Origin of the sequence: Caballeronia telluris (genome assembly GCF_001544495.1) — a bacterium.
In the GTDB taxonomy this organism is placed as follows: Bacteria; Pseudomonadota; Gammaproteobacteria; order Burkholderiales; family Burkholderiaceae; genus Caballeronia; species Caballeronia telluris.
In genome coordinates, this window is record NZ_FCNZ02000006.1 from 120,504 (window position 1) to 142,158 (window position 21,655).

At 62.4% G+C, this 21,655-nt stretch carries 15 protein-coding genes; 6 read left to right on the forward strand and 9 right to left on the reverse strand.

Features of this window, described 5'->3' with window-relative positions:
* Positions 1–5 precede the first annotated feature (5 nt).
* The 9 genes from tssA to tssB form a co-directional block, all read right to left on the reverse strand.
* Positions 6–1,604 carry a type VI secretion system protein TssA gene (gene tssA, locus AWB66_RS09915; RefSeq protein WP_087630120.1) on the reverse strand — a complete coding sequence of 533 codons (1,599 nt, stop codon included), beginning with the start codon at positions 1,602–1,604 and terminating at the stop codon, positions 6–8.
* Positions 1,601–4,711: an ImcF-related family protein gene (locus AWB66_RS09920; protein ID WP_159462902.1), complete on the reverse strand. Its 3,111-nt coding sequence runs from the start codon at positions 4,709–4,711 to the stop codon at positions 1,601–1,603. The genes tssA and AWB66_RS09920 overlap by 4 nt, the downstream gene beginning before the upstream one ends.
* 578 nt (positions 4,712–5,289) lie before the next feature.
* Positions 5,290–6,531: a hypothetical protein gene (locus AWB66_RS09925; RefSeq protein ID WP_125469699.1), complete on the reverse strand. Its 1,242-nt coding sequence runs from the start codon at positions 6,529–6,531 to the stop codon at positions 5,290–5,292.
* A 4-nt stretch (positions 6,532–6,535) separates the two neighbouring features.
* Entirely contained in the window at positions 6,536–6,784 is a 249-nt protein-coding gene (locus AWB66_RS09930; RefSeq protein ID WP_087630123.1) for a PAAR domain-containing protein, read from the reverse strand.
* 91 nt (positions 6,785–6,875) lie between these two features.
* Positions 6,876–7,535 (reverse strand): hypothetical protein, encoded by a 660-nt coding sequence (locus tag AWB66_RS32905; protein WP_125469700.1) that lies wholly within the window; start codon positions 7,533–7,535, stop codon positions 6,876–6,878.
* The gene (locus AWB66_RS09935) at positions 7,535–8,875 is read right to left on the reverse strand and encodes a LysM peptidoglycan-binding domain-containing protein (protein WP_087630124.1); all 1,341 of its coding nucleotides are present in this window, start codon (positions 8,873–8,875) and stop codon (positions 7,535–7,537) included. Before AWB66_RS09935 ends, AWB66_RS32905 begins: the two co-directional genes overlap by 1 nt.
* Complete coding sequence (locus AWB66_RS09940; protein ID WP_087630125.1) at positions 8,872–11,427, reverse strand: type VI secretion system Vgr family protein; 2,556 nt, start codon at positions 11,425–11,427, stop codon at positions 8,872–8,874. The genes AWB66_RS09935 and AWB66_RS09940 overlap by 4 nt, the downstream gene beginning before the upstream one ends.
* 83 nt (positions 11,428–11,510) lie before the next feature.
* Positions 11,511–13,064 carry a type VI secretion system contractile sheath large subunit gene (gene tssC / locus AWB66_RS09945; RefSeq protein WP_087630126.1) on the reverse strand — a complete coding sequence of 518 codons (1,554 nt, stop codon included), beginning with the start codon at positions 13,062–13,064 and terminating at the stop codon, positions 11,511–11,513.
* Between the two features lie 58 nt (positions 13,065–13,122).
* Positions 13,123–13,638, reverse strand: a complete 516-nt coding sequence (tssB, locus tag AWB66_RS09950) for a type VI secretion system contractile sheath small subunit (protein WP_087630127.1) — start codon at positions 13,636–13,638, stop codon at positions 13,123–13,125.
* Between the two features lie 507 nt (positions 13,639–14,145).
* Here tssB and tssK point away from each other — a divergent pair.
* The 6 genes from tssK to tssE all read left to right on the forward strand — a co-directional run bounded on the left by tssK (position 14,146) and on the right by tssE (position 21,618).
* Positions 14,146–15,495: a type VI secretion system baseplate subunit TssK gene (tssK, locus tag AWB66_RS09955; protein ID WP_087630128.1), complete on the forward strand. Its 1,350-nt coding sequence runs from the start codon at positions 14,146–14,148 to the stop codon at positions 15,493–15,495.
* Complete coding sequence (locus AWB66_RS09960) at positions 15,492–16,175, forward strand: DotU family type IV/VI secretion system protein (RefSeq protein ID WP_235021067.1); 684 nt, start codon at positions 15,492–15,494, stop codon at positions 16,173–16,175. The genes tssK and AWB66_RS09960 overlap by 4 nt, the downstream gene beginning before the upstream one ends.
* Positions 16,176–16,183: 8 nt before the next feature.
* Positions 16,184–17,866 (forward strand): OmpA family protein, encoded by a 1,683-nt coding sequence (locus tag AWB66_RS09965; RefSeq protein WP_087630263.1) that lies wholly within the window; start codon positions 16,184–16,186, stop codon positions 17,864–17,866.
* Between the two features lie 60 nt (positions 17,867–17,926).
* Entirely contained in the window at positions 17,927–18,412 is a 486-nt protein-coding gene (locus tag AWB66_RS09970) for an Hcp family type VI secretion system effector (protein ID WP_087630129.1), read from the forward strand.
* A 108-nt stretch (positions 18,413–18,520) separates the two neighbouring features.
* Positions 18,521–21,196: a type VI secretion system ATPase TssH gene (gene tssH / locus AWB66_RS09975; RefSeq protein WP_087630130.1), complete on the forward strand. Its 2,676-nt coding sequence runs from the start codon at positions 18,521–18,523 to the stop codon at positions 21,194–21,196.
* Complete coding sequence (gene tssE / locus AWB66_RS09980) at positions 21,193–21,618, forward strand: type VI secretion system baseplate subunit TssE (RefSeq protein ID WP_087630131.1); 426 nt, start codon at positions 21,193–21,195, stop codon at positions 21,616–21,618. The genes tssH and tssE overlap by 4 nt, the downstream gene beginning before the upstream one ends.
* Positions 21,619–21,655: the final 37 nt, after the last annotated feature.

Below are 21,655 nucleotides of genomic sequence, written 5' to 3' on the forward strand. Positions count from 1 at the left end.
TTCGATTACAGCGCCACGGCGCGCGCGGGATCGAGCACGGTCAGTTCGCCCTGCAACTGTTCGGCGCGGCGGGTGAGCGCGGGTTTGTCGGCATCTTTACGCGTCATCGCGGCCTTCAGCACGCGCAGCAGGTGATGTTTCACCTCGAAGGTCAACGCCGGTTCCCAGCGCGCGAGGCCGAAGTGACCGGTCGAGTCGTTCAGGTCGGTCAGCAGATGCAGCGCGATGTCGGGCTTGCCGCCGTGGTCGGCGACGCGCGCCATCAGCCAGCGCTGCAAGAACCGCTGCCGATCCGACTGGATGCCGGGCAGCGTCGCGAGCCACGCGTAGGCTGCATCAAGCCCCTGGCTCGCGAGAAGATCGCGCGCCTGCGCCTCCATCTCGACCCAGCCGTTCGCACCGTCTTCGTCGCCCGACACCGGCAGCGGCGCGAGCGTCTCGCCCGCTTCCAGATCGCGCACCACGGCGTGACGCGCGATCCAGTCCAGCGTGGTGTCGTCGGCGAAAGGCGTGCCGTCGCTGTACGCAAGGCGTTCGATGCCGTTCAGGCGTTCGAGCAGCAGCGCGAAATCGGTGCGCAGCACGTCGCGCCATTCGGTGTACGGCCCGCCCGCGTGATCGAGCGCGGTGTGCTGGAAGAATTGCAGGTCGAACCAGAGATGATTCGCGCCCTCGGTGAACGCGCCCTCGACGCGCTCCAGCAACTCGTGCCACTGCTTTTGCAGCACGAGGCGCCGAAACTGCTGCCGCAGCTCGGCGCGCGGCGGGGGCAGACGGGTACGCGATTGAGCATCGGCGGGCGGCAGATCGTGGACGGTATCCCAGCGCACGCAGCGAACCAGACGCGCGGCCGGCAGATAGCCGTTTTCCTGCGCGCGCAGATACAGCGCCATCGTGCGCGTCTGGTCGAGCAGATCGCGTGACGAGGCGATCGGCGCCGCGCCGCCTTGCGCGCTCGAAAGCGGCGCGGCGGGCGCGCTCGACGACGGCTGCACCGGCTGCGTATCCGACTCAAAGCGCGAAATGAGCGGCTGAAGGTTCGGACGCGCGGCTTCGGTCCACTCGCTCGTGCGGGTGACGAGCAGATTCAGCGCCGCCATCGCGCGTTCGAGATCGGCGGGCGCGAACGACGCGTGCGAATCGCCCGAAGCGTTTGCATCGACGCCCGCCAGCTGATCGATCATGCGCGACGTCGCGAGCCAGTCGAGCGCGCCCTTCTTCGCTTCCGGACGCGCGGGCAGCAACGCCTCGCCAAAGCGCTCGACGAGCGCGGCGGTCAGTTCGAGGCCATCGGCGAAACCCGCCGTTCCGTCCTGCCGAAGCCGCGCGAACGCGTAGTAAGCGGCGAGCCGCAAATCCTTGCCGGTCTCCTTGAGCAACTGCTCGCAGGAGCGCGCGACCAGCGCATCGTCGATGCCGGAGAGCTTCGCGAGTTCGTCCTTGATCGCGAAGAACGCGTCTTCGTAGCCCGGATCGCGGCCGATGCCGCCCGCGCCGGGAAGCGGCTCCAGCCATGCGGACCACGAGCCGATGCGCTCGCGCATCAGATCGTCCGGATCGCGCGCGCCGAACAGTGACTTGAGAAAAGTGGAGAAAAGATTCATTCGAACTCCGGCGCGGCGTTACGCGGCAAGGGCATTGCGGCATGCTTCGCCGCTTCGATTGCCGCTGGGGGCAGCGGCGGCGGATTGGGCCCTTGACCCGGCGCGCCCTTCGCGACGGCGCCGCTCAGGAAGATGCGCGACGGCAAGGTGAAGTGGCGCAGTTGCAGCGCGTCGAGCGGACCGGCGCCCGCTTCGCTGCGCAACTGCACCTGCAACGCGAGCGGCTTTTGCGGCGCGCGCGGCGGCGTTTCATCTCTGGAAGTCGCGCGGCTGCTCGACGCCGGATTCGCCTCCGCGACGGACACGATCGTCGCCGCCGCGTCCGCGCTCCAGTCGTCCTTGACGTTGCGCGGATGCGGCGGCGCGGCCGGTGCGCTCGCCGGCTGCCTCGCCTTCGCACGCTCCTCCTGAACCACGGACGATGCGCCCGGCGTCCACCTGAGCACGTAACGCGCGCCATCCTGCTGCGTGACGACCGCGCGTTCGAGCAACCGGATCAGGCCGAAGCGCCCCGCGAAATCGAGGTCCGAGCGAACGCCCGCGTTTTCCGTCTGCCATTCGACGTGCGCGTTGTTCTCCAGCGCATCGCCCGGCCAGATGAATGGCGTCCACTCTTCCTTCTGGTTGAAGTAATGCAGTTCGCGGCCCGAGAGTTTGAACTTCATGTCGGTGATGCCGGGCGTCGAGACCGCGCGCAACTCGTAGCGCACGCCCGCGTCGCCGTTCGGAAACAGCACGTGCGACACGCGCGTGAGGCGATTGAGCGCGCGCACGAATTCGGGATCGACGGCCAGCGTGTTTCGCGTCGCGCCCTGGGCGACGACCCACTGGTCGCCCTGGCGCTCCAGAATGCCGGCGAGCTGCGTCGCGACGAACTGCGCGATCACACCGCTGTCCGCGCGCAGGAAGCGCGCCATTTCGGGCAGCGACGCGTCGTTGTCCGAATCCGCGAACGGATAGCGGCCGCCGAACGACCTGTTCCAGGCCGCGACCACCGATGCGCGCCACGTCTCGTTCAAACTCGCCGATGCAGGCTTCAGCACGACGTCCCAGGTCTGGTCGAGCGGACGCTGGAAGAGCGCATCGCCGAGACCCGCCCATTGTTCGCCGAGACTTGCCGCGACGCGGCTCGCGTAGTCGCGGCTGTCGCCGAGATCGGACGTCTTGCCTTGCAGGATCGCCTGCGCCGCAGTGCGCGACATCGCGTCGGGATCGGGACTCGTCATGATCTGCTGGAGCTTCAGACGCACCGCCGTGACGCGTTCGAGATAGCGCGGCAGGCTCAGGTCCTGAGCCGTGCTCGCCTTCGACGGGTCGCTGCCGGTCAGACGCAACAGCGGACCGAACGCGCCAGCAAGCGGCGCTTCGGGCGGCGGCGGCGGCGCTTTGGATGGATCGTCCTTCTCGCCGCCTTTGAGCAGATCGCGCGCTTTGGAGACGAGCGTGTCCGACAGCGAGCGACCCGTGGCGCCCGCGTTCGCCTGATAGACGATCATCTTGAACAGCGCCGACAACGGCGAGCGTTGCGGATCGGCGTAGAGGTTCAACTGATCGACCGTGCCCGAGAGCGACGTGTCCGGCTGCCAGCGCACGCTGTTCAGGAACTGCTGCCAATTGCGGGCGTAGTCGGCGAAATAGCGCTGGCGCAGCGCATCTTTCAGCGACGCGGCTGATGTCGCCGATGTGACCGTGGATGCGTCCGAGAGCACCCAGTCGCCGGCGACCGAGCGTTGCTCGTCGGCATCGTCGATCGCGCGGCCGATGCGTTCGTCCCACGCCGCGCGCGTGTAGACGCCCGGAAGCGTTTCCTTCGTCATGAATAGACCGCGACTCGTGGCGGCCCCGGACGAGCCTTCCTGCGCGGCATCGCCCAGGAGCGTTTGCAGCGATACCGGCGGGTACTTGCTGCGGTTCTCGTCGAGGATCTGCTCGTAGACGGTGTCGGTCGAGTTCTGCAAGCCCACTACGCTGACGAGCGTCTGGCGCGCGGTGCTGACGAGCGTCGCGTCGGGTGCCATTGCGAGCGCCGCGCCGTGCTGCGCGAGGTGATTCGCGTGGAAGGTGATGAGACGCTGCGTGAGGTCGCGCCAGCCGCCCGGGGTCACTGGCGATGAATCGGGGCGCGCGGGCTGCGCTGTTTCGAGTAGCGCGGGAATCAGGAATCGGGTGTCAGTGTGCTGCGGGTTGGCGAGCATCAGGTAGGTCTTGAGCGTGCTGTAGGCGCGTTTTGTCTGCGCGTCGCCGCCGCTTGCGAGTTCCTGGTCGGTCAGTGCGCTGAGTTGCCGGAGGTCGGCTTCGAGTTTTGCGCGGATGGGTTGGGTCAGGATGCGGTTGCTCGCCGTGGCGTAGGTGGGCCATAGGGCGGTGAGCAACGCGGCGTCGTGGTTTAGGCCGAAACGGGCGTACCAGGGGGCGCCTTCGTGTTGGCGGGTTTCGAGGGTGTCGAGGTGTTTTTGGAGGGCGTCGAGGGTCTGGGCGGCTTGGGTGGGATCGAGCGCCGCTGTCGCGCTGAGCGCGAGATTCGCAGCCGCCTCAATGCCGGTTCGGTTCACCACCCCGGACAGGATCGTGCCGATGAGCGACAAGGCGGCAAGCGTTGTGACGGCCCAGGCGACCGAGGTCGACGGTGAGAAGCCGACGCGCCGGCCACGGACGTGGCGGCTGTGTTCGGCAACCGTTTGCCAGGTCGCAAGCGCGCGCGCGCGTGAATCCTCATGCTTCGCAGCAGTGTCGGCGCCTTGCGAACTGAACAGCGGCGCAAACAGGATGCCGAACACGGCTGTTCGACTTGCGCGACCGTTATTCAGGCGCATGACGAGTGCGGAGAGCGCATCGGTACGATGCGTCACATGTCGCGAGACTTGGGCGAGACAGCGCTCGTTGATATTCGGCACCAGCCTCTGCACGCTTAGATCTGCGAGTCGTCGCGACACGCTCTCCAGCGACAGTCGCATTTGCGCGCTGTCGATACCACGCGTCGACCACGTGATGGCGACGGGATCGCTGGCAGCCGGTATGACGCCGTCGACATCGACCACATCGAGGAGGTAAGCGGGCGCAGCCCATCCAAGCAGACGGCTTTTTCGCACAAGCTCATGTTCGAACATGGCCGGATCTTGTGAGGCTCGCGCACCGTCGGCCGCGCGCACGATCTGAATCACCGCATCGACAGACCGCCGACGCCACCCCGCGCGGAATCGCGCGAGCCACTCGGTATCGCGCTTACCGCTTCCTTCCGCATAGAGAAGCACCGCACCGGACGAGACGTGCCACCCACGGGCACTCAGCCCAGGAACCAGCGCATCGACCACGTCCTTTTCACCCGATATCAGGAGCCACGGTTGCCCGTAGCGCCAACGCCACCCGTAAGCAAGCTGTAGCGCTGATTTAAAATCCATGTACCGCTGTGCGACAAGGTCGATCCGCGCGTCGTCCGTCCCTGCCCGCGCCGCTGGATCGCGTTGATAGCGATCCGGTTCGCGCTTCGGTGCATGCTTAGCAACCTGCTGCCACGCCCACGTCAATGGCGCGCGTAGCCACAGCAATATCATGCCGCCCATCAGGGCGACGCCGATCCGAATCACCGGCGAAGCGTTATAGTCAGAGCCAAAAAAATACGCGATGATCGCGGCGAACAACGTGATAGTCCAAACGACAATCCAATAACCCTTGACCTTCATGCCCTTCATTGCTCGATTTCCATTTCATTGCCCTGCGAAACCGGTCGCACGACGGCCACGCTGAATGCCTGCTCGCGTACCGCGATCATCTGTGGTTCGCCGCTTTGCCACGCATGCTCCGTCGCCAGAGCCGCCGCCAACCATCCCGCCGCCGCTCCTGGTTTGCCTAGAGCAAGATCGATATCGTGGATACCCGGAAAACCTTCTTCTTCTCCAAGCTTTAGTCCGAGTTCGGTCGTAACGTTCAGGAACGAAGGCTTGTCCTGTCCGACGAGCCCGGCCTGCCACACGTGGTGGAGCTCGGCCGCTGATAGTCCCCCCCATAGCAAACTGGTCGTCACGGCGTCGCGAAGTTCTGCCCCAGTGGATTCCACCGGCCTATGCAGCAATGCAACGGCCTTTAGACCCGACCGCTCGACTAGAGGCGTCCAACCGCACAAGAACGCGACGCCAACTTCGGCGCTGTTCTCAGGCGGCTCCGCGTGAAGTTGTGCGGCAACGAACAACGTCAATTTTTCCAGCGCGGGACCGCCTTTGATATCCAGCCATTCATCGACTGCCATTAGCCCTCGTTGCACGTTCAGCAACGATGCGGACGCTTGCGCGTGTCCAGTTTGCTCCCAACAATGCTTCCATGTCTCCAGCAACTCGTCGCCATCCATTTCAGGGGGCACCTGCAATCTGACTTCGAAAGGGACGGTTTTTGGGAATCCGCTCAACGTTTCGTCGAGTTCACCCAGTAACGACAGAAACAAGGCGCGATAGCGGCAGGGGCTTTCTTTGTCCCCGGTCAGCGTCAGTGCAGTGTGACGAATTGCGCCCTCCCCCACGCGAGGCGCCCGCGCCTTCAGCGCGGACTGCTTCTCGTCCGCAATGGCAGATGCGACGCCGTACTCGCCCATCGCGCATACGTAGGCCGAACCCAAGACCGCCAGAGGCTCACGCGCGAATTCAATGGCCCGCGCTCGATCGGCTTCGAAGACTTCCCTCTCCGCCTGAAGCCTGTCGGTTTCGTCGTCGTAATAGAACAGACGCAGACCAAACGCCAAGCACCACGCGAGCGCGGGAAACGCCAGCACGCGCGCCCAGAACCACGCCGAACCAGTCGGCTCGCCCTTTGGCCACGTCAATAGAGTCAGCGACACGCCGGCGAGCATGAACGCAACGAATAGCGCTAGCCACGCAACTGGCTTGGGTGGCGATGGCGACTCGATCCGCGATGCGAGTACGGACAGTTCCACTGGCATCGCTTTAGACCAGACTGGAAAGCAACCGGCAGCCGCAAACAGCGCGGTACCCGTGGCGGGCGATCGGCACGCCGCCATCGGTCATGGACTCGTCGCCGGCGATGATCAGATTGGGATGGATATCGTGCTTTGGGCAGGAGACTTCGTCGCCCTTGCGGGCGACCGGGCGTCCTTCGAAGCGCATCGTCGTCGAAGCACTGACGACAGCGCCGCCGTGGTCTGTCGGGTCACCCAGTCGGATCAGGTCGATCATTTTTTCTCCTTAAAACTCGGGTAGAGCGTTTTCTGTCTTAGCGATAACTGCTCTGCGTATCATGAAACCCGACCGCGCATCGCCTGAATTTCTATTCCGGGAACGGAGTCACCGTATCCGAGATCTTTACCCAACCCGTCGAAGTCCGGCCGCTTGTGTCATTCAAAAATTTCACAAAATAGAAGTCGTTTCTTTTATCAAGAGCCACTACAACATCACCGCGGACGAGAAATCCATTCCTTTTCGAGAATCCACCATTTTTATAATCGAAGAAATTCGATTTTCCTCTTATTACTAAAAGGCCGACAATGGGTGTGCGCTTCTCGACGCTATTGGGAACGGCAGAACCTTTCTGAAATCCTCCACCGGCCGCGGTCAAACATCCGTCAGGCAGCCGCTCCATCTGAATGGTCCAACGTTCTCCGGCGATGACCAGTTCGCCCGGTAGATCTTCTGCAGGATCACGGTTTTTGTAGGTGCTGTCCGTTGAAAAAGTCTGTACTGTCAACTGCGACGAGTGCTCCGGTTTGGATGCCGAAGTGAAAAAAAATCTGCAGGACACCGGGGGCCGGATGCTCTCCACGCCCGGCAGTGTCAGTCCGTAATATCCATTTATTTTTCCATCTTTTTCCTCGGCGACAATGTACGGCGTATCGAATTCGATCAGCGTATTTGCAACTGCAAACTGACTAACAAACGCAAAGAACGCGATAAATACATTTGAGATGATTCTTGAATCGATAGATGCCATTACACCCCATCCTTTTGCGATCGTTTCTTTACCAGCGCTTCGTACTGCTTTTTCAATTTCAAGTCGTAGCCGTTTTGCCCCTTTCCATTATATGTGCGCGCAATATGCAACCAATCTTTAGATTGAAGTGCCGGCTGCAAACGATTCATCTTAATAAAAGATAGAAACGTTTGGAACTGGCCAGCTTCATTTTTCGACACCGCCTTTACCATGTCGTGAACCGAGACAAAGCCCCCAGAATAGTTTTCTCCAAGTACCTGAAACTTGCCCCACGAGCATGCTTTGAGAGCCGCATCTTTGTCTAGCTTGTACGCCCTCATAAGCCGCTGATAGCTAAACTCGTTGTTTAACTCTTTTCCTCCAACGTTGGGATATTGATCGGCCGACAACTCATCGACGCTTTTAATTTTGGTAAGCTTCCCATACGTATAAGGGACTTTTGCCGAAAGCCCCGGGTAGTCTTCGTCATACTTGTGCTTCGGATTTGTATTGCGCGAAAATACGTGCCTTTCGTACAAAATGAATGGTCGATTATGCTTGTCAAAACCGCTCCCCCCTGATTCAACCATTTCGATTGCCCTTATTACTTCTACCTCGCAGCCAAACGCCTTCGCCGCAGCAATGTAGTCGGCTTCTGCTAATGTTTCTCCCGTGTATTTTTCCAGAAACTCGAGACTTACCGCGTCCTTAGTGACACGCGCGACCGGTTTATCCGAGCGGTCGCATGTCTCGTGAGTTCGGATTCCAAGCTCTCCCTGCAACCAACTCCACGCGCTTTGTAAAACTCCTTCCGTCGTTCCCACGTCATTTCTTTCATCCGCACCTGCGCTTGAATGATGCTGTGTGTCCGCGGGCTGTTTGGGAGACCTGTTTTGTCGGTCGACCTGACTTTCGTTCGGATGGGGACGGGTTCGCGCCTCAAGCTTGAGCTTCGGACTGACAAGCGTAACTAGCTTGTTGGCATAACCGGACACAATCGTGGCAATCTCCTTAAGATCGCCCTCCGCGCGACGGACAAAAAGCGCAACTTGATCCACCGGCGAATCGGTTTGTATAGCAACTGCACGGCCGTTGTCATCCGTCTTTCCAGATGCTTCCTTGCCGCAGTACCTGATTACGTATGGCAAGTCGCGCAACGGATTATGATCCCGATCTAGAAACTGAACATTCACTCCGCAAACCGCCCTTTTACTCAAAGCGAGCTTCTTCCCGACTGCAATCCGATTTGGGTTTCGGATGCCGTTCAACTTAGCGAGTTCGGAAACGGGCACGCCGGTCCTACGGGCTATACTGGACAATGTGTCATTCGGTTGAACGATGTAGAAATCGCTGGTAGTCACGTAGCGCTCTCCGGTTCAAAGTCATCGTCCAATAACTCAAGTTCCTCAACGACACCCCAGTTTCCCCCGCCGATGAAAGCTGTTATCAGCTCAGGCCCACTGGTGAATATGCGATCGGTGATTCCATTTTCACTCGTAGTGCCGGCGCGAAGCAGCTTGCCCTGCTCATTGCGGATCTCGTACTCGACTCCCGCCCACTTCTCATTACTAGCGGGATCATTGGCAATAACCTTTGAGAGGTCGAATTTTTGACTGAATTGCTTTGAGTCGGGTATCTGAGCGAAGTCCAGCCCTTGTAACCGCATGCTTACCGGCCCCGGCTTATCCCAAGACGCGCACTTCTCCAGAATGTCCCCCGGCGTGCCGTTCTCGATGCGTTCAGCGTTGATCTTGATGTACGACCCGCCCGCGCCGATCCAAACTTCCTTCGCCGCTGACAGGATCAGCTTGCCTTCCGTGCTCGTGATCGTCACGTCCTTCAGTGCTGCCAGCGACATCTCGTCGCGTTGCGCCTGAATCTCCACCTTGCCCTTGGCCGCGAACAGCTTCATGCCCAGCTTCTGCGCGAACAGCGACACTGCTTCACCGGCTGCCACCGTGAACCGCCTCATCACACCGATGTCCGCATTTCCGCCCGCGGTCGCGATCAGATTCTGATTCGCGCTCAGTTGCAGGTGCTCGCCCGAGACGAGTGCGACCCCGGCCGGCGCGCTGACGAGTACGCCCGCCTTCTTCAGATCGTTCAGCGTGCCATCGAACAACGCCTTCTGCTTGTCATAGTCAGCAGCGATCGCTTGCGCGGCTTTCGCCGCCTCAGCCAACGACTGCATCTGCTGCAGCGCCTGTTCAAGCAAACCCTGCGCAGGCTGCATGTCCAATTGCTTGCCATTGGCCGCTTGCTGGGCGTCGGCGGAAATGTAGACGCCCTTCGCACCCCTCACCGCCACATGCCCATCCGACCGCAGTTCCGCCCCTTCCCCCCGCTTCTCCCGCTGCCCGTCGACCATATGCCCCAGATTCAGCTCACTGGTCTGAAACGGCGTGGTCAAATGAACGTGCTCGGTCCCCTCACGATCCTCCATCCGCAGCTCATTACGGCCAGCCGTGCGAATGATGTTGCGCGTGTTGTTCTCGTTATTGACGTGATCCTGATGCTGACTATCGTGCATCGCGCCGATGATCACGGGCCGATCCGGATCGCCTTCCGTATGAATGACGGCGACTTCCGTCCCATCGATCAGCGGATAGTGATGCCCGTAGTCGCGCCCGGCATACGGTTTCGCCAACCGCACCGGCCGGCTGGTACCGCCCGGACTCCACGAATCCAGATCGAACGGCAATTGAATCCGATACCACCCTTGCGGCGTCAGATACGCGTACTTGTAGTTATCCGGCGACATCACGCGTGCCGGAAGGATGCCGCTGATCTTCGGCTTGGCGGCCGGATCGACCATCGATCGATAGACACGATCCGAAGGAATCGCAGTGAAGACGCTCGAATACGCCTCACCACGCGACGCCTTATGAAGAACCGTCGTCAGCAAAAGCCCATGCTCAGCGTTGGCAAGCTCGCGGTTGCTGAAGCGAAACACCGCACCCGGCGTCATGCCGATCACGTTACCGGTGCCTTCGAAAGTCACCTGACGAGCGAGCTCCGCCTGATGCCGCAGCGTCGCCACCCGTTTGCCCGCGTTGGGCGTCGGATGATGCTCGCCCCATCGATACTGATTGCCGCTCGTCGTCTCATCGTCGCGGGCAGCGTTGATGTTGGTCAGAAGTGTCACGCCCGCCGTGCGATGGTTGTAGTCATCGACCGTGACCGACTGCGTCACGCGCGTGCGATGCTCGGCCAGCGACATCACCGATTCCACCCCCGCGCTCGCCATCCCGCCTTCCGCGCGATAAGGCGCGATCAGCTTGGGCTCGCGCGCATACGCGTCGAGATCGTCGCCGAAGACGATCACATCGCGTTCGGCGGTCTGTTCGAACCGAAACCAGATGCCTTCGTCGGCGGCGATTCGCTTGATGAATGCCAGAGCCGATTCGCTGTACTGCGTCGTGTACTCGCGACTCTGATACTCCGCGCGCAGCTTGAACTGAAAATCGACGGCGGTGAAGCCATGGTGACGCAACACGTCTTCGATGATCGACGGCACCGTCTGGTTCTGAAACAGCCTGCTGGCGACCTCGAGCTTCAAGTCCGACAGCCGCGGCTCCAGCACCACGCGATAGCGCGTTTCATCCGCCGACGATCCCAGTTCATCGAACGCGGTGACGATGCCATTGAACAACCGCGCCGGCGCCTTCGCCAAGCGCGCGGTCAGCTCCGCGGGCAGTCCCGCATTCACATCGACCGGTTCGATAGCAAACTTCGCCGGCTTGCCGAGCACTTCCGCCACGGGAATCGCGGCCCGCACGCTCGTGAATTCAATCGCCAGCCGATACGTCTCGCTGATCGCCTCGCGTCCCTCGAACGCGAGCACCGAGAACGGTGCGGGCTGCTTCGCGAGACGCAGGCTGTACGCTTGCGTCGGTAGAATCATCGAACCCATCGGATGTGTCTCCTGTCATCTACAAACGCAACGCGCCGTCCCACGCCTGCACGCGCGCATGCAGGCAGGAAACGGCGCTGGTTTCAGCTCTTCGCCTTCGGCATCTGCGACACCAGCGACAAGCCGATGTCCATCCCTTCCACCTGGAAGTGCGGAATGATGAAAAGCTTGATGCGGAAGAACCCGGGGTTGTCCTCGATGTCTTCCACGGTCACCTTCGCCTCGCGCAGCGGATGCGACGCCTGCAGGTCGTCACCCGGATCGGTCATCTCGGTGACGAGATTCTTGATCCAGTTGTTCAGTTCCATCTCGAGCAGACGACGGTCCTTGGTCGTGCCGATGTTCTCGCGCTGGATCAGCTTCAGGTAATGCGCGATGCGCGAAAGCAGGAAGATGTACGGCAGACGCGCATTGATGCGGCTGTTCGCGGTCGCTTCCTTCGTGTCGTAGAGCGCGGGCTTTTGCGCCGAGTTCGCCGAGAAGAAGCACGCGAAGTCGTGGTTCTTGTAGAACGACAGCGGGATGAAACCGAGATTGGCGAACTCGAACTCGCGCGTCTCGGGAATCAGCACTTCGGTCGGGATCTTCGGCTGATAGCCAGTGCCGAGGTCATATAGATGCACCGGCAGATCATCCACTTTGCCGCCTGCCTGCGGGCCGCGAATCTGCACGCACCAGCCATTCTTGATGAAGCTGTTCACCATGTTCGCCGCAAACGCGAACGACGCATTGACCCACAGATAGCGGTTGTGATCCGTGCCCTTGACCGCTTCCTGATAATTGAAGCCGCGCACCGGCGTCGTGTCGGGACCATAGGGCAGACGGCCGAGCACTCGCGGCATCGTCAGGCCGATATAGCGCGCGTCATCGGTATCGCGGAAGCTCTTCCACTTGATGTACTCGGCGCGATCGAAGTAGTTGCCGATATCCTGGATTGCGGCGACTTCTTCCATCGTCTCCTTGCCGAAGAACTTCGGACCGACCGAGCCCATGAACGGCATATGCGCCGACGCAGCCACCTTCGAGATATTTCGCAGCAGCGCGATGTCCTGCGGCGAGTTGGCGAACTCGAAGTTCGAGATGATCGAACCGATCGGCTGCCCGCCCGGCGTGTCGTATTCCTGAATGTACGTGTGGCGATACAGGCCGCTCTGGATCACTTCGGGCGTGTCCTCGAAGTCCTGTTGCAGCGCTTCCTTCGAGCAGTCGAGCACTTCAATCCGGATGTTCTTGCGGAAGTCGGTGCGATCGACGAGGAACTTGAGCCCGCGCCACGCCGATTCGATTTGCTGGAACTGTTCCGTATGCATCACCGCGTCGAGCTGGCGGCTGATCTTCTGGTCGAGCGTGTCGATATGAAAATCGAGCAGCGACTTGTCGAGACGATCCACCGGCCGGCTCGCTTCGTCGACCATCTTCAGGAACACGCTCACCGCGCGCGAGAGACGTTCGTCGCTCGGCGCTTCGGCGAGCGCGTCGTTGTCCTGGAAAGCTTCGAGCGGACGCGCGCTTTCGACGGGTTTCAGGTTGATCTTCTCGAAGAGCGTCGCGTAGACGCTGCGGCCATCCTGCTCGAGCGTGGTCGTGATCGTTTCGGCGGTAGCGGCGCCGGACTGCTGGGTTTCGTTGCGTGCCATGGTCTTCCTGTCTTGCGTGCGTTGTACGTGCTGGATTGAATGAGCGGTGAATGCGCGCTCAGGCATGACCTACCGGCGGCATGCTGCTCGTGCCGATCTTTTCCAGATCCGCGCGCAGGCGCTCCGACAACGCCGGGTTCTTGACGATCTTTTCCAGTTCGCGGCGGAACGTGCTGTTGTCGAGCAGGTTCGATTTGAGGTCGCGCAGCAGATTGCGCGTGGCGAGCAGCGCCTGCAGCTCGGGAATTTGACGCGCCACCTGTTCGGGCTCGAAGTCCTTCATCGACTTGAAGTTCAGCGCGACGGTGGTGTCCGAGCCGTCACCGGCCAGCGTGTTTTCCACGTTGATCCGGGCCTGCGGATTCAGTTCGGCCAGCACCGCATCGAAGTTGATCTTGTTGACATCGACCTTCTTGCGATCGGCGAGCGCGCCGGTTGCCTGGCCCGCGCTGTAATCGCCCATCACCAGCAGTTTGAGCGGCAACTCGACGCGCTTTTGCGCGCCGCCCGTATGTAGATCCAATGAGATATTAACGCGGGACTTCGGGATCTCTTTCTGAAAGCTTTCAGACATGGCTTTGCTCTTTCCTATATCGATGGTTTAAACGACACGCAGGCGTCATCATCACGAACCATAGCCGTGCCCAGTGAAAGGACTCAGGTTGTGAGTGATCCGGAAGTCGGCCCGCTTACTTGAATTTATTATTGCGCCCCTTTTTCTTTTATTAGAGCAGGCGTGACAAACGGTCGTCAAGCGCTAAAACTAGAGATTTTATTGAGATGCCTGAAGGATTATTTTCGAGATACCGAAGCTAAATAGATAGCCGTTTCCGAAAAACTGCGCGTAGACCCGTATTCCTCGGGAACCCCGCCATATCAACGGACATACGCCGAGCGCAGCACAGATGAATCTTATAAATTCTCGTCAGAGCGGCCTTTCATCCGCGCAAGAGACGATTAACGCGATGAGGCGCAACTCATGCCGCACTCATTCCAAATTATCTCAATAATAGACGCGACACTTCGGTTCGTGTTTAATACGACGATTATTCGATAAACCAAAAGATAACCACGAATCGTTATGCGGACTTTCAAGCCGCTTTGGCATGAGGGGTTGATTCTCACGCCTCAGCATTTTCAGCAGCAGGAACGATGGCTCAATGTCGCGCAACGGCAGTTCGCGTCGCTTGCTATTGCCGAGCCCTGGGGAATCATCGACGTTCAACTCGATGAAGACACGCTCGCCGCCGGCCGGCTCACGCTTTCGCGATTGAAACTGCGCCTGACCGACGGCACGCTGATCGATTCGTCTGCGATGGATGTGCTGCCGCGTCCGCGCGACCTGACGCGTGATCTTCCGTCCGACGTGCAAAGCGTGACGATCCTCGCCGCGCTCCCGCTTCTGAACGCCGACGGCAGCAACTGCCGCTTCGACGATGAAACGCTGTCGCGCCCGCGCCGCTACTTTCGCGAGTTCGTCGAAGTGCCCGATCTGAACGGCACAGGTGTCGAGGAGCTGTCGGTCGAGCGGCACGCGGTGCATCTCCTGTTCGATTTCGAGCCGCACGCGGATCACGTCGTGTGTCCGATCGCGCGACTCGTGCGCGGCGTGCGCGGTCAGTTCGAGGTCGATCGTGCGTTCGTGCCGCCGTGTCTCACGCTCGCCGCGCATGAACGCCATCAGGAACGCATCGCGCGGCTCTCGGACATTCTGCTCGCGAGAAGCGCGGCGCTTGCCGCCCGGCGCAGCGAACGCATCGACCAGATCGCCGAGTTCGGTGTCGCCGACGTATCGCTCTTCTGGCTGCTTCACTGTATTCACACGCATTGGCCGAAGCTGTCGTTTCTCGGCACGCATCCGAACCAGCCGCCCGAGCGTCTTTACGACGTGCTCGCCACGCTGTCCGGCGCGCTGATGACCTTTTCCACCGGCACGTCGCTTGCCGCGATCCCACCGTACGAGCACGCGAAACAGGACGAAATTTTCAGCGCGCTCGAAGCGCTGATCCGCGATTTGCTCGATGCGATCATCCCGTCGCGCGTCATTCCGATCGGCCTCACGCACAAGAGCGCCACCCTCTGGGCGGGCCAGTTCAAGGACGAGCGGCTGCTCGAAGGCGCGGACTACTACCTTTCGGTGAATGCGGCACTGCCGGCGTTTCAGCTCATCGAACAGATTCCGAAGCTCTGCAAGATCGGCTCGCCCGACGATATCGAGCACATCGTCAATTCGGCGCTCGCGGGCATTCCGCTGAAGGCCGTTCAGCGCGTGCCGGCGGCCATTCCGGTGCGCCTGGAGAACCAGTACTTCGCGCTCGATGCAAGCGATCCGGCGCATGCTCGCATGCTCGCCGCGCGCGCTTGCCAGCTTTATTTGCCGGCGTCGGTGCCGGAAGCGTCGCTCGAACTGTATGCGGTGCTGACGTCATGAGCGAGACAGACACGATGCTCACCCATACCCCGACGATGCGCGCGTTGCTGCGCGACACGGCGCTTCAGGTGTCGCAACTGACGCAGGGTGGAACCAACGAAAACGTGCCGGATTTGCGCCGCCGTTGTCTGCAACTGGTCCACGACTTCGACGCTGCGCTCGAAGCCCGGCAGGTTCCGCACGACGTCAAGGAAGACGCGATCCATGCGCAATGCGGGCTGCTGGATGAAATGGCGATGAAGTATCTTCCCGCCGACGGACGCTCGCAATGGGATGAATTTCCGCTGCAAGTCGAATGTGCGGGGAATCACAATGCCGGCGAACAGGTGTACGAGCGGCTCACGGCGCGCATGCGCGAAACGCCGTGCAATCTCGAACTGCTGGAGTGTTACGCCGCCATCCTCGGACTCGGATTCCGCGGGCGCTACGCGCGCGACGAGAACGAACGCGAGCGCGCAGCACTCGTCAAGGCGCTCAATGCGCAGATCGCGAAGGCGCGGCCGGCGCGCCAGCCGACCTTCATCATCAATAGCGGCGGCGGCAGTCGCTTCGACCGGCTGCGGCAAGTGTCGCCGTGGGCGCTCGCGGGTGTCGCGTGCGTCGTGGCGGGGCTGATCTGGCTGGCGTGGCGGCAGTCGCTCGATGCGCAACTGGCGCATCTCCTTGCCTTCAGAACGTGACGCGCGAAATGAGTTTATTGAGCACCGGCCGTTTCGCGCGGTATCCGTTTTGCACGCTGGTCGCGCTCGCCGCGCTGCTCGCGGCCAGTGTCGTGCTCGCGGTGCTGCCGTTGAGCCGCGGCGTCGCGTGGAGCCTGGCGATCGCCGCGTGCGCGACAGGCGCGGCGTTGGTCGCGTGGCACACGCTGCGCATGCGGCGCGCGCAGGAGCAGAACGCCGCCACTTTATCGGCACTCGGCCGATCCACTGCCCTGAGCAACCTGCCGATCGAACTTCGCGCGCGCATGCCGCTCGTGATCGTGCTCGGCGATGCGCTCGAACGCATCTTCGCGAACGGACGCAACCTGCATGTCGGCGCGGGCGCGATCTGGCTGCGCGCGGACCGGCCTCAGAAACTCGCTGAACTCGCGCTCGCGCTCAAGGCATGGCGCGGCGATCGTTCGCCAGACGGTGTCGTGCTCACGCTCACGCCCGACGCTCACACGCACGAATCGCTGACGCAGACGCTGCGCGTGCACCGGCAGGCGCTCAGCGATACCGCGCGCCTGCTCTCCACGGCCGTGCCGGGTTATGTCGCCGTTTATCAGCGGCTCACGCAAGACAGCGGCAGTCCGACGCCCGCCGATGCGCAGTGGTTCGGTCTGTCGTCGTCGGCGATGCTGCGTGATGCGCGTTCGTTCGACGCCGTCATGCAAGCGGCCGACGACACCGCGCGCGAGCAGGCCGGCGAGCGGCCCGAGCGTCGCGCGGCGGGTCTCGCGGCGCTCATCGGCTGGACCTGGCAGGTCGTCAACGACGCATTGCAGGACCGCCGCCAGCCGTCGTCGCCGTGGCCGCTGCACGGCGCGGCATGGACCGACTGCGGTCCGGCTGCGAACGCTGCGTCGCCCTGGCAGGCGCATCTGCGCTCGCTCACGCGTCTGTCCGCTTTGCCGCTCGCCGAATCGCCAGCGCCCTGGCCGTTGCCCGAACTGCTCGTCGATGCCTGTCCGAAGCGTGCTTATGTATCGCCGCTTCTGCGCGGATTCGCGCACGCCATCGCGATTCTTGCCTGCGCCGGCGCGCTCGCGAGCTGGGGCGCGGCGAAGAACAATCAGACGCTGATGACGCAGGTCGACGAGGATCTCGCGCGGTTTGCCAGCCTGCCCGCCGATCACGATGCCGCGCGCCGCTCAGCCCTCGCCGCGCTCACGGCCGACCGCGACCGGCTCGACCGCTACGAGCGCACCGGCGTGCCGCTGCGTCTGAGTTTCGGCATGTATCACGGCGCGGCGCTGCTGCCGCCGCTCAATCGGGCGATCGCGTCGTATCAGCCGCCGCCTCCGCCGCCGGCCATCATCACGCTCGACAGCATGTCGCTCTTCGACAGCGGCCGCGCCCAGCTCAAACCTGGCTCGACCCGCGCGCTCGTCGGCGCGCTGGAGATGATCAAGGCGCATCCGGGCAAGCGAATCCTCGTGGCCGGCCACACCGACAACGTCGGCGACAGCGCGGGCAACCAGCGCCTCTCGGTCGCTCGCGCGGGCGCCGTGCGCGACTGGCTGATGGAAGCCGCCGCGACGCCCGAATCGGCGTTCGCGATCCAGGGCTACGGCGACACGCGCCCGATCGCCGGCAACGACACGGCCGATGGCCGCGCGCGTAACCGCCGCGTCGAGATAACGCTCGTTCCGGACGATTCCGGGAACTGAATCCGCCCCGGAGCAGAGGGCTTCGGGGCTTTTGCTGCAACCCACCAAGGAGAAAAAGAAATGGCTATTCCGGCATACATGTGGATCAAGGACGATGGCGGCGCCGACATCAAGGGCTCTGTCACCGTCAATGGCCGCGAAGGAAGCGTCGAGATGGTCGAGTTCGCACACGGCGTGAACATCCCGACCGACAACAACACCGGCAAGCTGACCGGCACGCGCGTGCACGCGCCGATCACGTTCACGAAGGAAACCGACGCCTCGACGCCGTATCTCTACAAGGCGGTGACGAGCGGCCAGACGCTGAAATCGATCGAGATCAAGTGGTACAAGATCGACGACGCCGGCAAGGAAAAGGAGTACTTCAACACGAAACTGGATAACGTGAAAGTCGTCGCGGTCAAGCCGAAGATGCTCGACATCAAGAACCCGGCGTTCGAGAAGCACAACCACCTCGAAGACATCGAACTGCGTTACGAGAAGATCACCTGGTCGTACAAGGACGGCAACATCATCCACGCCGACAGCTGGAACGAGCGCTCGTAATTCGTTTCCTTCGATGCTGGCACGCGTCCGGTTGAATCCCCTTCAGCCGAGTGCCAGCGCGTTTGTCAGTCCGCCTCGCGGACTGACGCTTCTAATTCCCTCTTCGTCATGACCCAACGCGACCTCTCCCCGTTCCTGCGCCGTCTCAACGATCATTGCGCGCGCGCGCTCGCCGATGCGGCGAGCCTCTGCGAAACGCGCGCTCACCGGGACATCGAGGTCGAGCACTGGCTCATCAAGCTGCTCGAACTCGGCGACGGCGATCTCGTCGCGATCGTGCGCCGCTATGAACTCGACGTCGACGCGATCTGGAGCGGTCTGCTCGCCGCGATCGACCGTTTCCCGCACGAGATGCGCGGCAAGCCGGCTTTGTCGCAACGGCTCGGGACGTGGCTCGAAGCAGCGTGGATGCGCGCGTCGCTCGAAGAAGGCGCGACGTCGATCCGCTCGGCCCATCTTTTCGCGGCGCTCGCCGACGCGCCGCATCTCTTGCGCGCGCCCGACGCGTGGCCGCTGCTCTCCGTTTCCGCGACGCAGATCGACCGGCTGCGGGCAGAGCTCGACCGGGTGTCGGTAGAAGCGACGCACATCGACGGCGACGGCAACGAGAGCGCATCAACTCCGCGTGAGCCGGAACAGCAGGCGCCGAAAGTCACGCATCGCAACGAATCTGAAGCGCTGCGCCGCTTCACCATCGACATCACGCAAAAGGCGCGTGACGGCAAGATCGACCCGGTATTCGGACGCGACGTCGAGATCCGGCAAATGGTCGATATTCTCGCGCGGCGCCGCAAGAACAATCCGATCCTCGTCGGCGATCCGGGCGTCGGCAAGACCGCGCTGGTCGAAGGGCTCGCGCTCAGGATCGCGGAAGGCGACGTGCCCGCGGCCATTCGCAGCGTGAGCGTGCTCACGCTCGATCTTGGTCTTTTGCAAGCGGGCGCGGGCGTCAAGGGCGAATTCGAGCAGCGTCTGAAGAACGTGATCGAAGCCGTCCAGCAATCGGCGACGCCGATCCTGCTCTTCATCGACGAAGCGCATACGCTGATCGGCGCGGGCAACACGGCGGGCGGCGCGGATGCCGCGAACCTGCTGAAACCCGCGCTCGCACGCGGCGAGCTGCGCACGATCGCGGCGACGACGTGGTCCGAATACAAACAATACTTCGAGCGCGACGCCGCGCTCGAACGGCGCTTCCAGATGGTCAAGGTCGACGAACCCGACGACGACCGCGCCTGCCTGATGCTGCGCGGCCTGAAGGAACGCTATGCGTCGCACCACGGCGTGCATATCACCGACGCGGCGGTCGGCGCGGCCGTGCGCCTGTCGCGTCGTTATCTGACCGGGCGCCAGTTGCCCGACAAGGCCGTCGATCTGCTCGACACCGCCGCGGCGCGCGTCAGGATGAGCATGGACGCGACGCCGATCGCAATGTCGACCTGCATCGCCGAACGTGCGGCGCTCGACGTCGAACGCACGGCGCTCGTGCAGGATCAGGGGGCGACCGCCGCCGACATGAGCGAGCGGCTCGCCGCCATCGACGCGCGGCTCGCGGCGCTCGCGCTCGAACTCGCGCGGCTCGAACGCGAGTACGCCGAGCAGAAGGCCGCGACCGAAACGCTGATCGCGCGCCGCGAAGAATGGCGCGCGGCCACGGACGAATCGACGCGTCGCGAACTGAAGCAAGCGATCGCGGCCGCGCACGCCGTCATCGCGGAACATGGCGCAAACGCGCTGATCCACGCGGAAGTCGACGAAGCGGCAATCGCCCGCGTGATCGCCGACTGGACGGGCGTCCCGGCGGGCAGCCTGCTCTCCGACGAACTCGCGACGCTGCTCGATCTGGAGACGCAACTCGGCCGCGTCGTGGTCGGACAGGACGACGCGCTCGCTGCGCTCGGCAAGAGTCTGCGTGCCGCGAAGGCCGGGCTCAAGTCGGAGGAAGCGCCGCTCGGCGTGTTCCTGCTCGTGGGACCGTCCGGCGTCGGCAAGACGGAAACCGCGCGCACGCTCGCCGATCTGATGTTCGGCGGCGAGCGCGCGCTCGTCACGATCAATCTGTCCGAGTATCAGGAAGCGCATACCGTGTCGCAACTGAAGGGCTCGCCGCCGGGCTATGTCGGTTACGGGCAAGGCGGCGTATTGACCGAGGCCGTGCGTCAGCGGCCCTACTCCGTCATCCTGCTCGACGAAGTCGAAAAGGCGCATCGCGATGTGCTGAATCTGTTCTATCAAGTGTTCGATCGCGGTTTCATGCGCGACGGCGAAGGGCGCGTGATCGATTTCCGCAACACCGTGATCCTGATGACGTCGAATCTCGGCAGCGACGAGATCATGGCCGCGACGGACGCGGTCACCGACGCCGGCGGCGAAGCGACCAACGGCATGCTGATGGAAACCATCCGCCCGCTGCTCGTCGAGCACTTTCAGCCGGCGCTGCTCGCGCGCTTTCAGACGGTCGTTTATCGGCCGCTGTCGGCTGACGCGCTGGCGTCGATCGTCCGCATGAAGCTCGACAAGGTGACGAAGCGCATCGAACGGCGCTTCGACGTGCCGCTCGTCTGCGACGACGCGCTCGTCGCGGAACTCGTGCGAGCCTGCCGTCTGCCGGACTCCGGCGCGCGCAACATCGACAGTCTGCTCGACCAGCAAATCCTGCCGGTGCTCGCGCGCGAACTGCTGGCGCGCGCGGCGAGTCAGCGCAAGAGCGCGGCCGTCCGGCTGTCGTACTCCGATGACCAAGGCATTGCCGTCGAATTCGACGAAGCAGGCAACGTGCAATGACGACGGGCCCGTCGCTCTACGACATGCTGCTCGGCCACATCGACGGCGTGTCGCTCGACGCTCACGACAACAACACGCTCGAAATCCTGAGCGTGCTGGAGAACGTGAGGCGCATTTTGAACACGCGCGCGGGCACGCTCAAGCATCTGCCGAATTACGGGCTGCCGGATCTGAGCACGATCTATCGGAATCTGCCGGCGTCGGCGCATCAATTGAAGGCGCAGATGGAAGCGACGCTGCTTGTCTACGAGCCGCGCATTCGTTCGATCGATCTCGACGTACTGCCGACCGAGAACGGGATGCTGATCAGCTATGAGATGACGTGTCATTTGAGGAAGCACGGTCTCGTGCGCTTTGGGACGCACTATGAACCGCACGGGCGCACAAGGGTGGAATGGCGGCGGCGGGGGGATGGGGATTGAGCGACGCGCTTCGCGTCGCTGCGACAGGCAACTTCAA

Coding starts and splice junctions, on each gene's coding strand:
- AWB66_RS09925 (WP_125469699.1), bottom strand. CDS start 6,531: ATGCCAGTGGAACTGTCCGTACTCGCATCGCGGATCGAGTCGCCATCG.
- tssB (WP_087630127.1), bottom strand. CDS start 13,638: ATGTCTGAAAGCTTTCAGAAAGAGATCCCGAAGTCCCGCGTTAATATC.
- AWB66_RS09960 (WP_235021067.1), top strand. CDS start 15,492: ATGAGCGAGACAGACACGATGCTCACCCATACCCCGACGATGCGCGCG.
- AWB66_RS09970 (WP_087630129.1), top strand. CDS start 17,927: ATGGCTATTCCGGCATACATGTGGATCAAGGACGATGGCGGCGCCGAC.
- AWB66_RS09930 (WP_087630123.1), bottom strand. CDS start 6,784: ATGATCGACCTGATCCGACTGGGTGACCCGACAGACCACGGCGGCGCT.
- tssA (WP_087630120.1), bottom strand. CDS start 1,604: ATGAATCTTTTCTCCACTTTTCTCAAGTCACTGTTCGGCGCGCGCGAT.
- tssC (WP_087630126.1), bottom strand. CDS start 13,064: ATGGCACGCAACGAAACCCAGCAGTCCGGCGCCGCTACCGCCGAAACG.
- tssH (WP_087630130.1), top strand. CDS start 18,521: ATGACCCAACGCGACCTCTCCCCGTTCCTGCGCCGTCTCAACGATCAT.
- AWB66_RS09920 (WP_159462902.1), bottom strand. CDS start 4,711: ATGTTCGAACATGAGCTTGTGCGAAAAAGCCGTCTGCTTGGATGGGCT.
- AWB66_RS09965 (WP_087630263.1), top strand. CDS start 16,184: ATGAGTTTATTGAGCACCGGCCGTTTCGCGCGGTATCCGTTTTGCACG.
- tssK (WP_087630128.1), top strand. CDS start 14,146: ATGCGGACTTTCAAGCCGCTTTGGCATGAGGGGTTGATTCTCACGCCT.
- tssE (WP_087630131.1), top strand. CDS start 21,193: ATGACGACGGGCCCGTCGCTCTACGACATGCTGCTCGGCCACATCGAC.
- AWB66_RS09940 (WP_087630125.1), bottom strand. CDS start 11,427: ATGGGTTCGATGATTCTACCGACGCAAGCGTACAGCCTGCGTCTCGCG.
- AWB66_RS32905 (WP_125469700.1), bottom strand. CDS start 7,535: ATGGCATCTATCGATTCAAGAATCATCTCAAATGTATTTATCGCGTTC.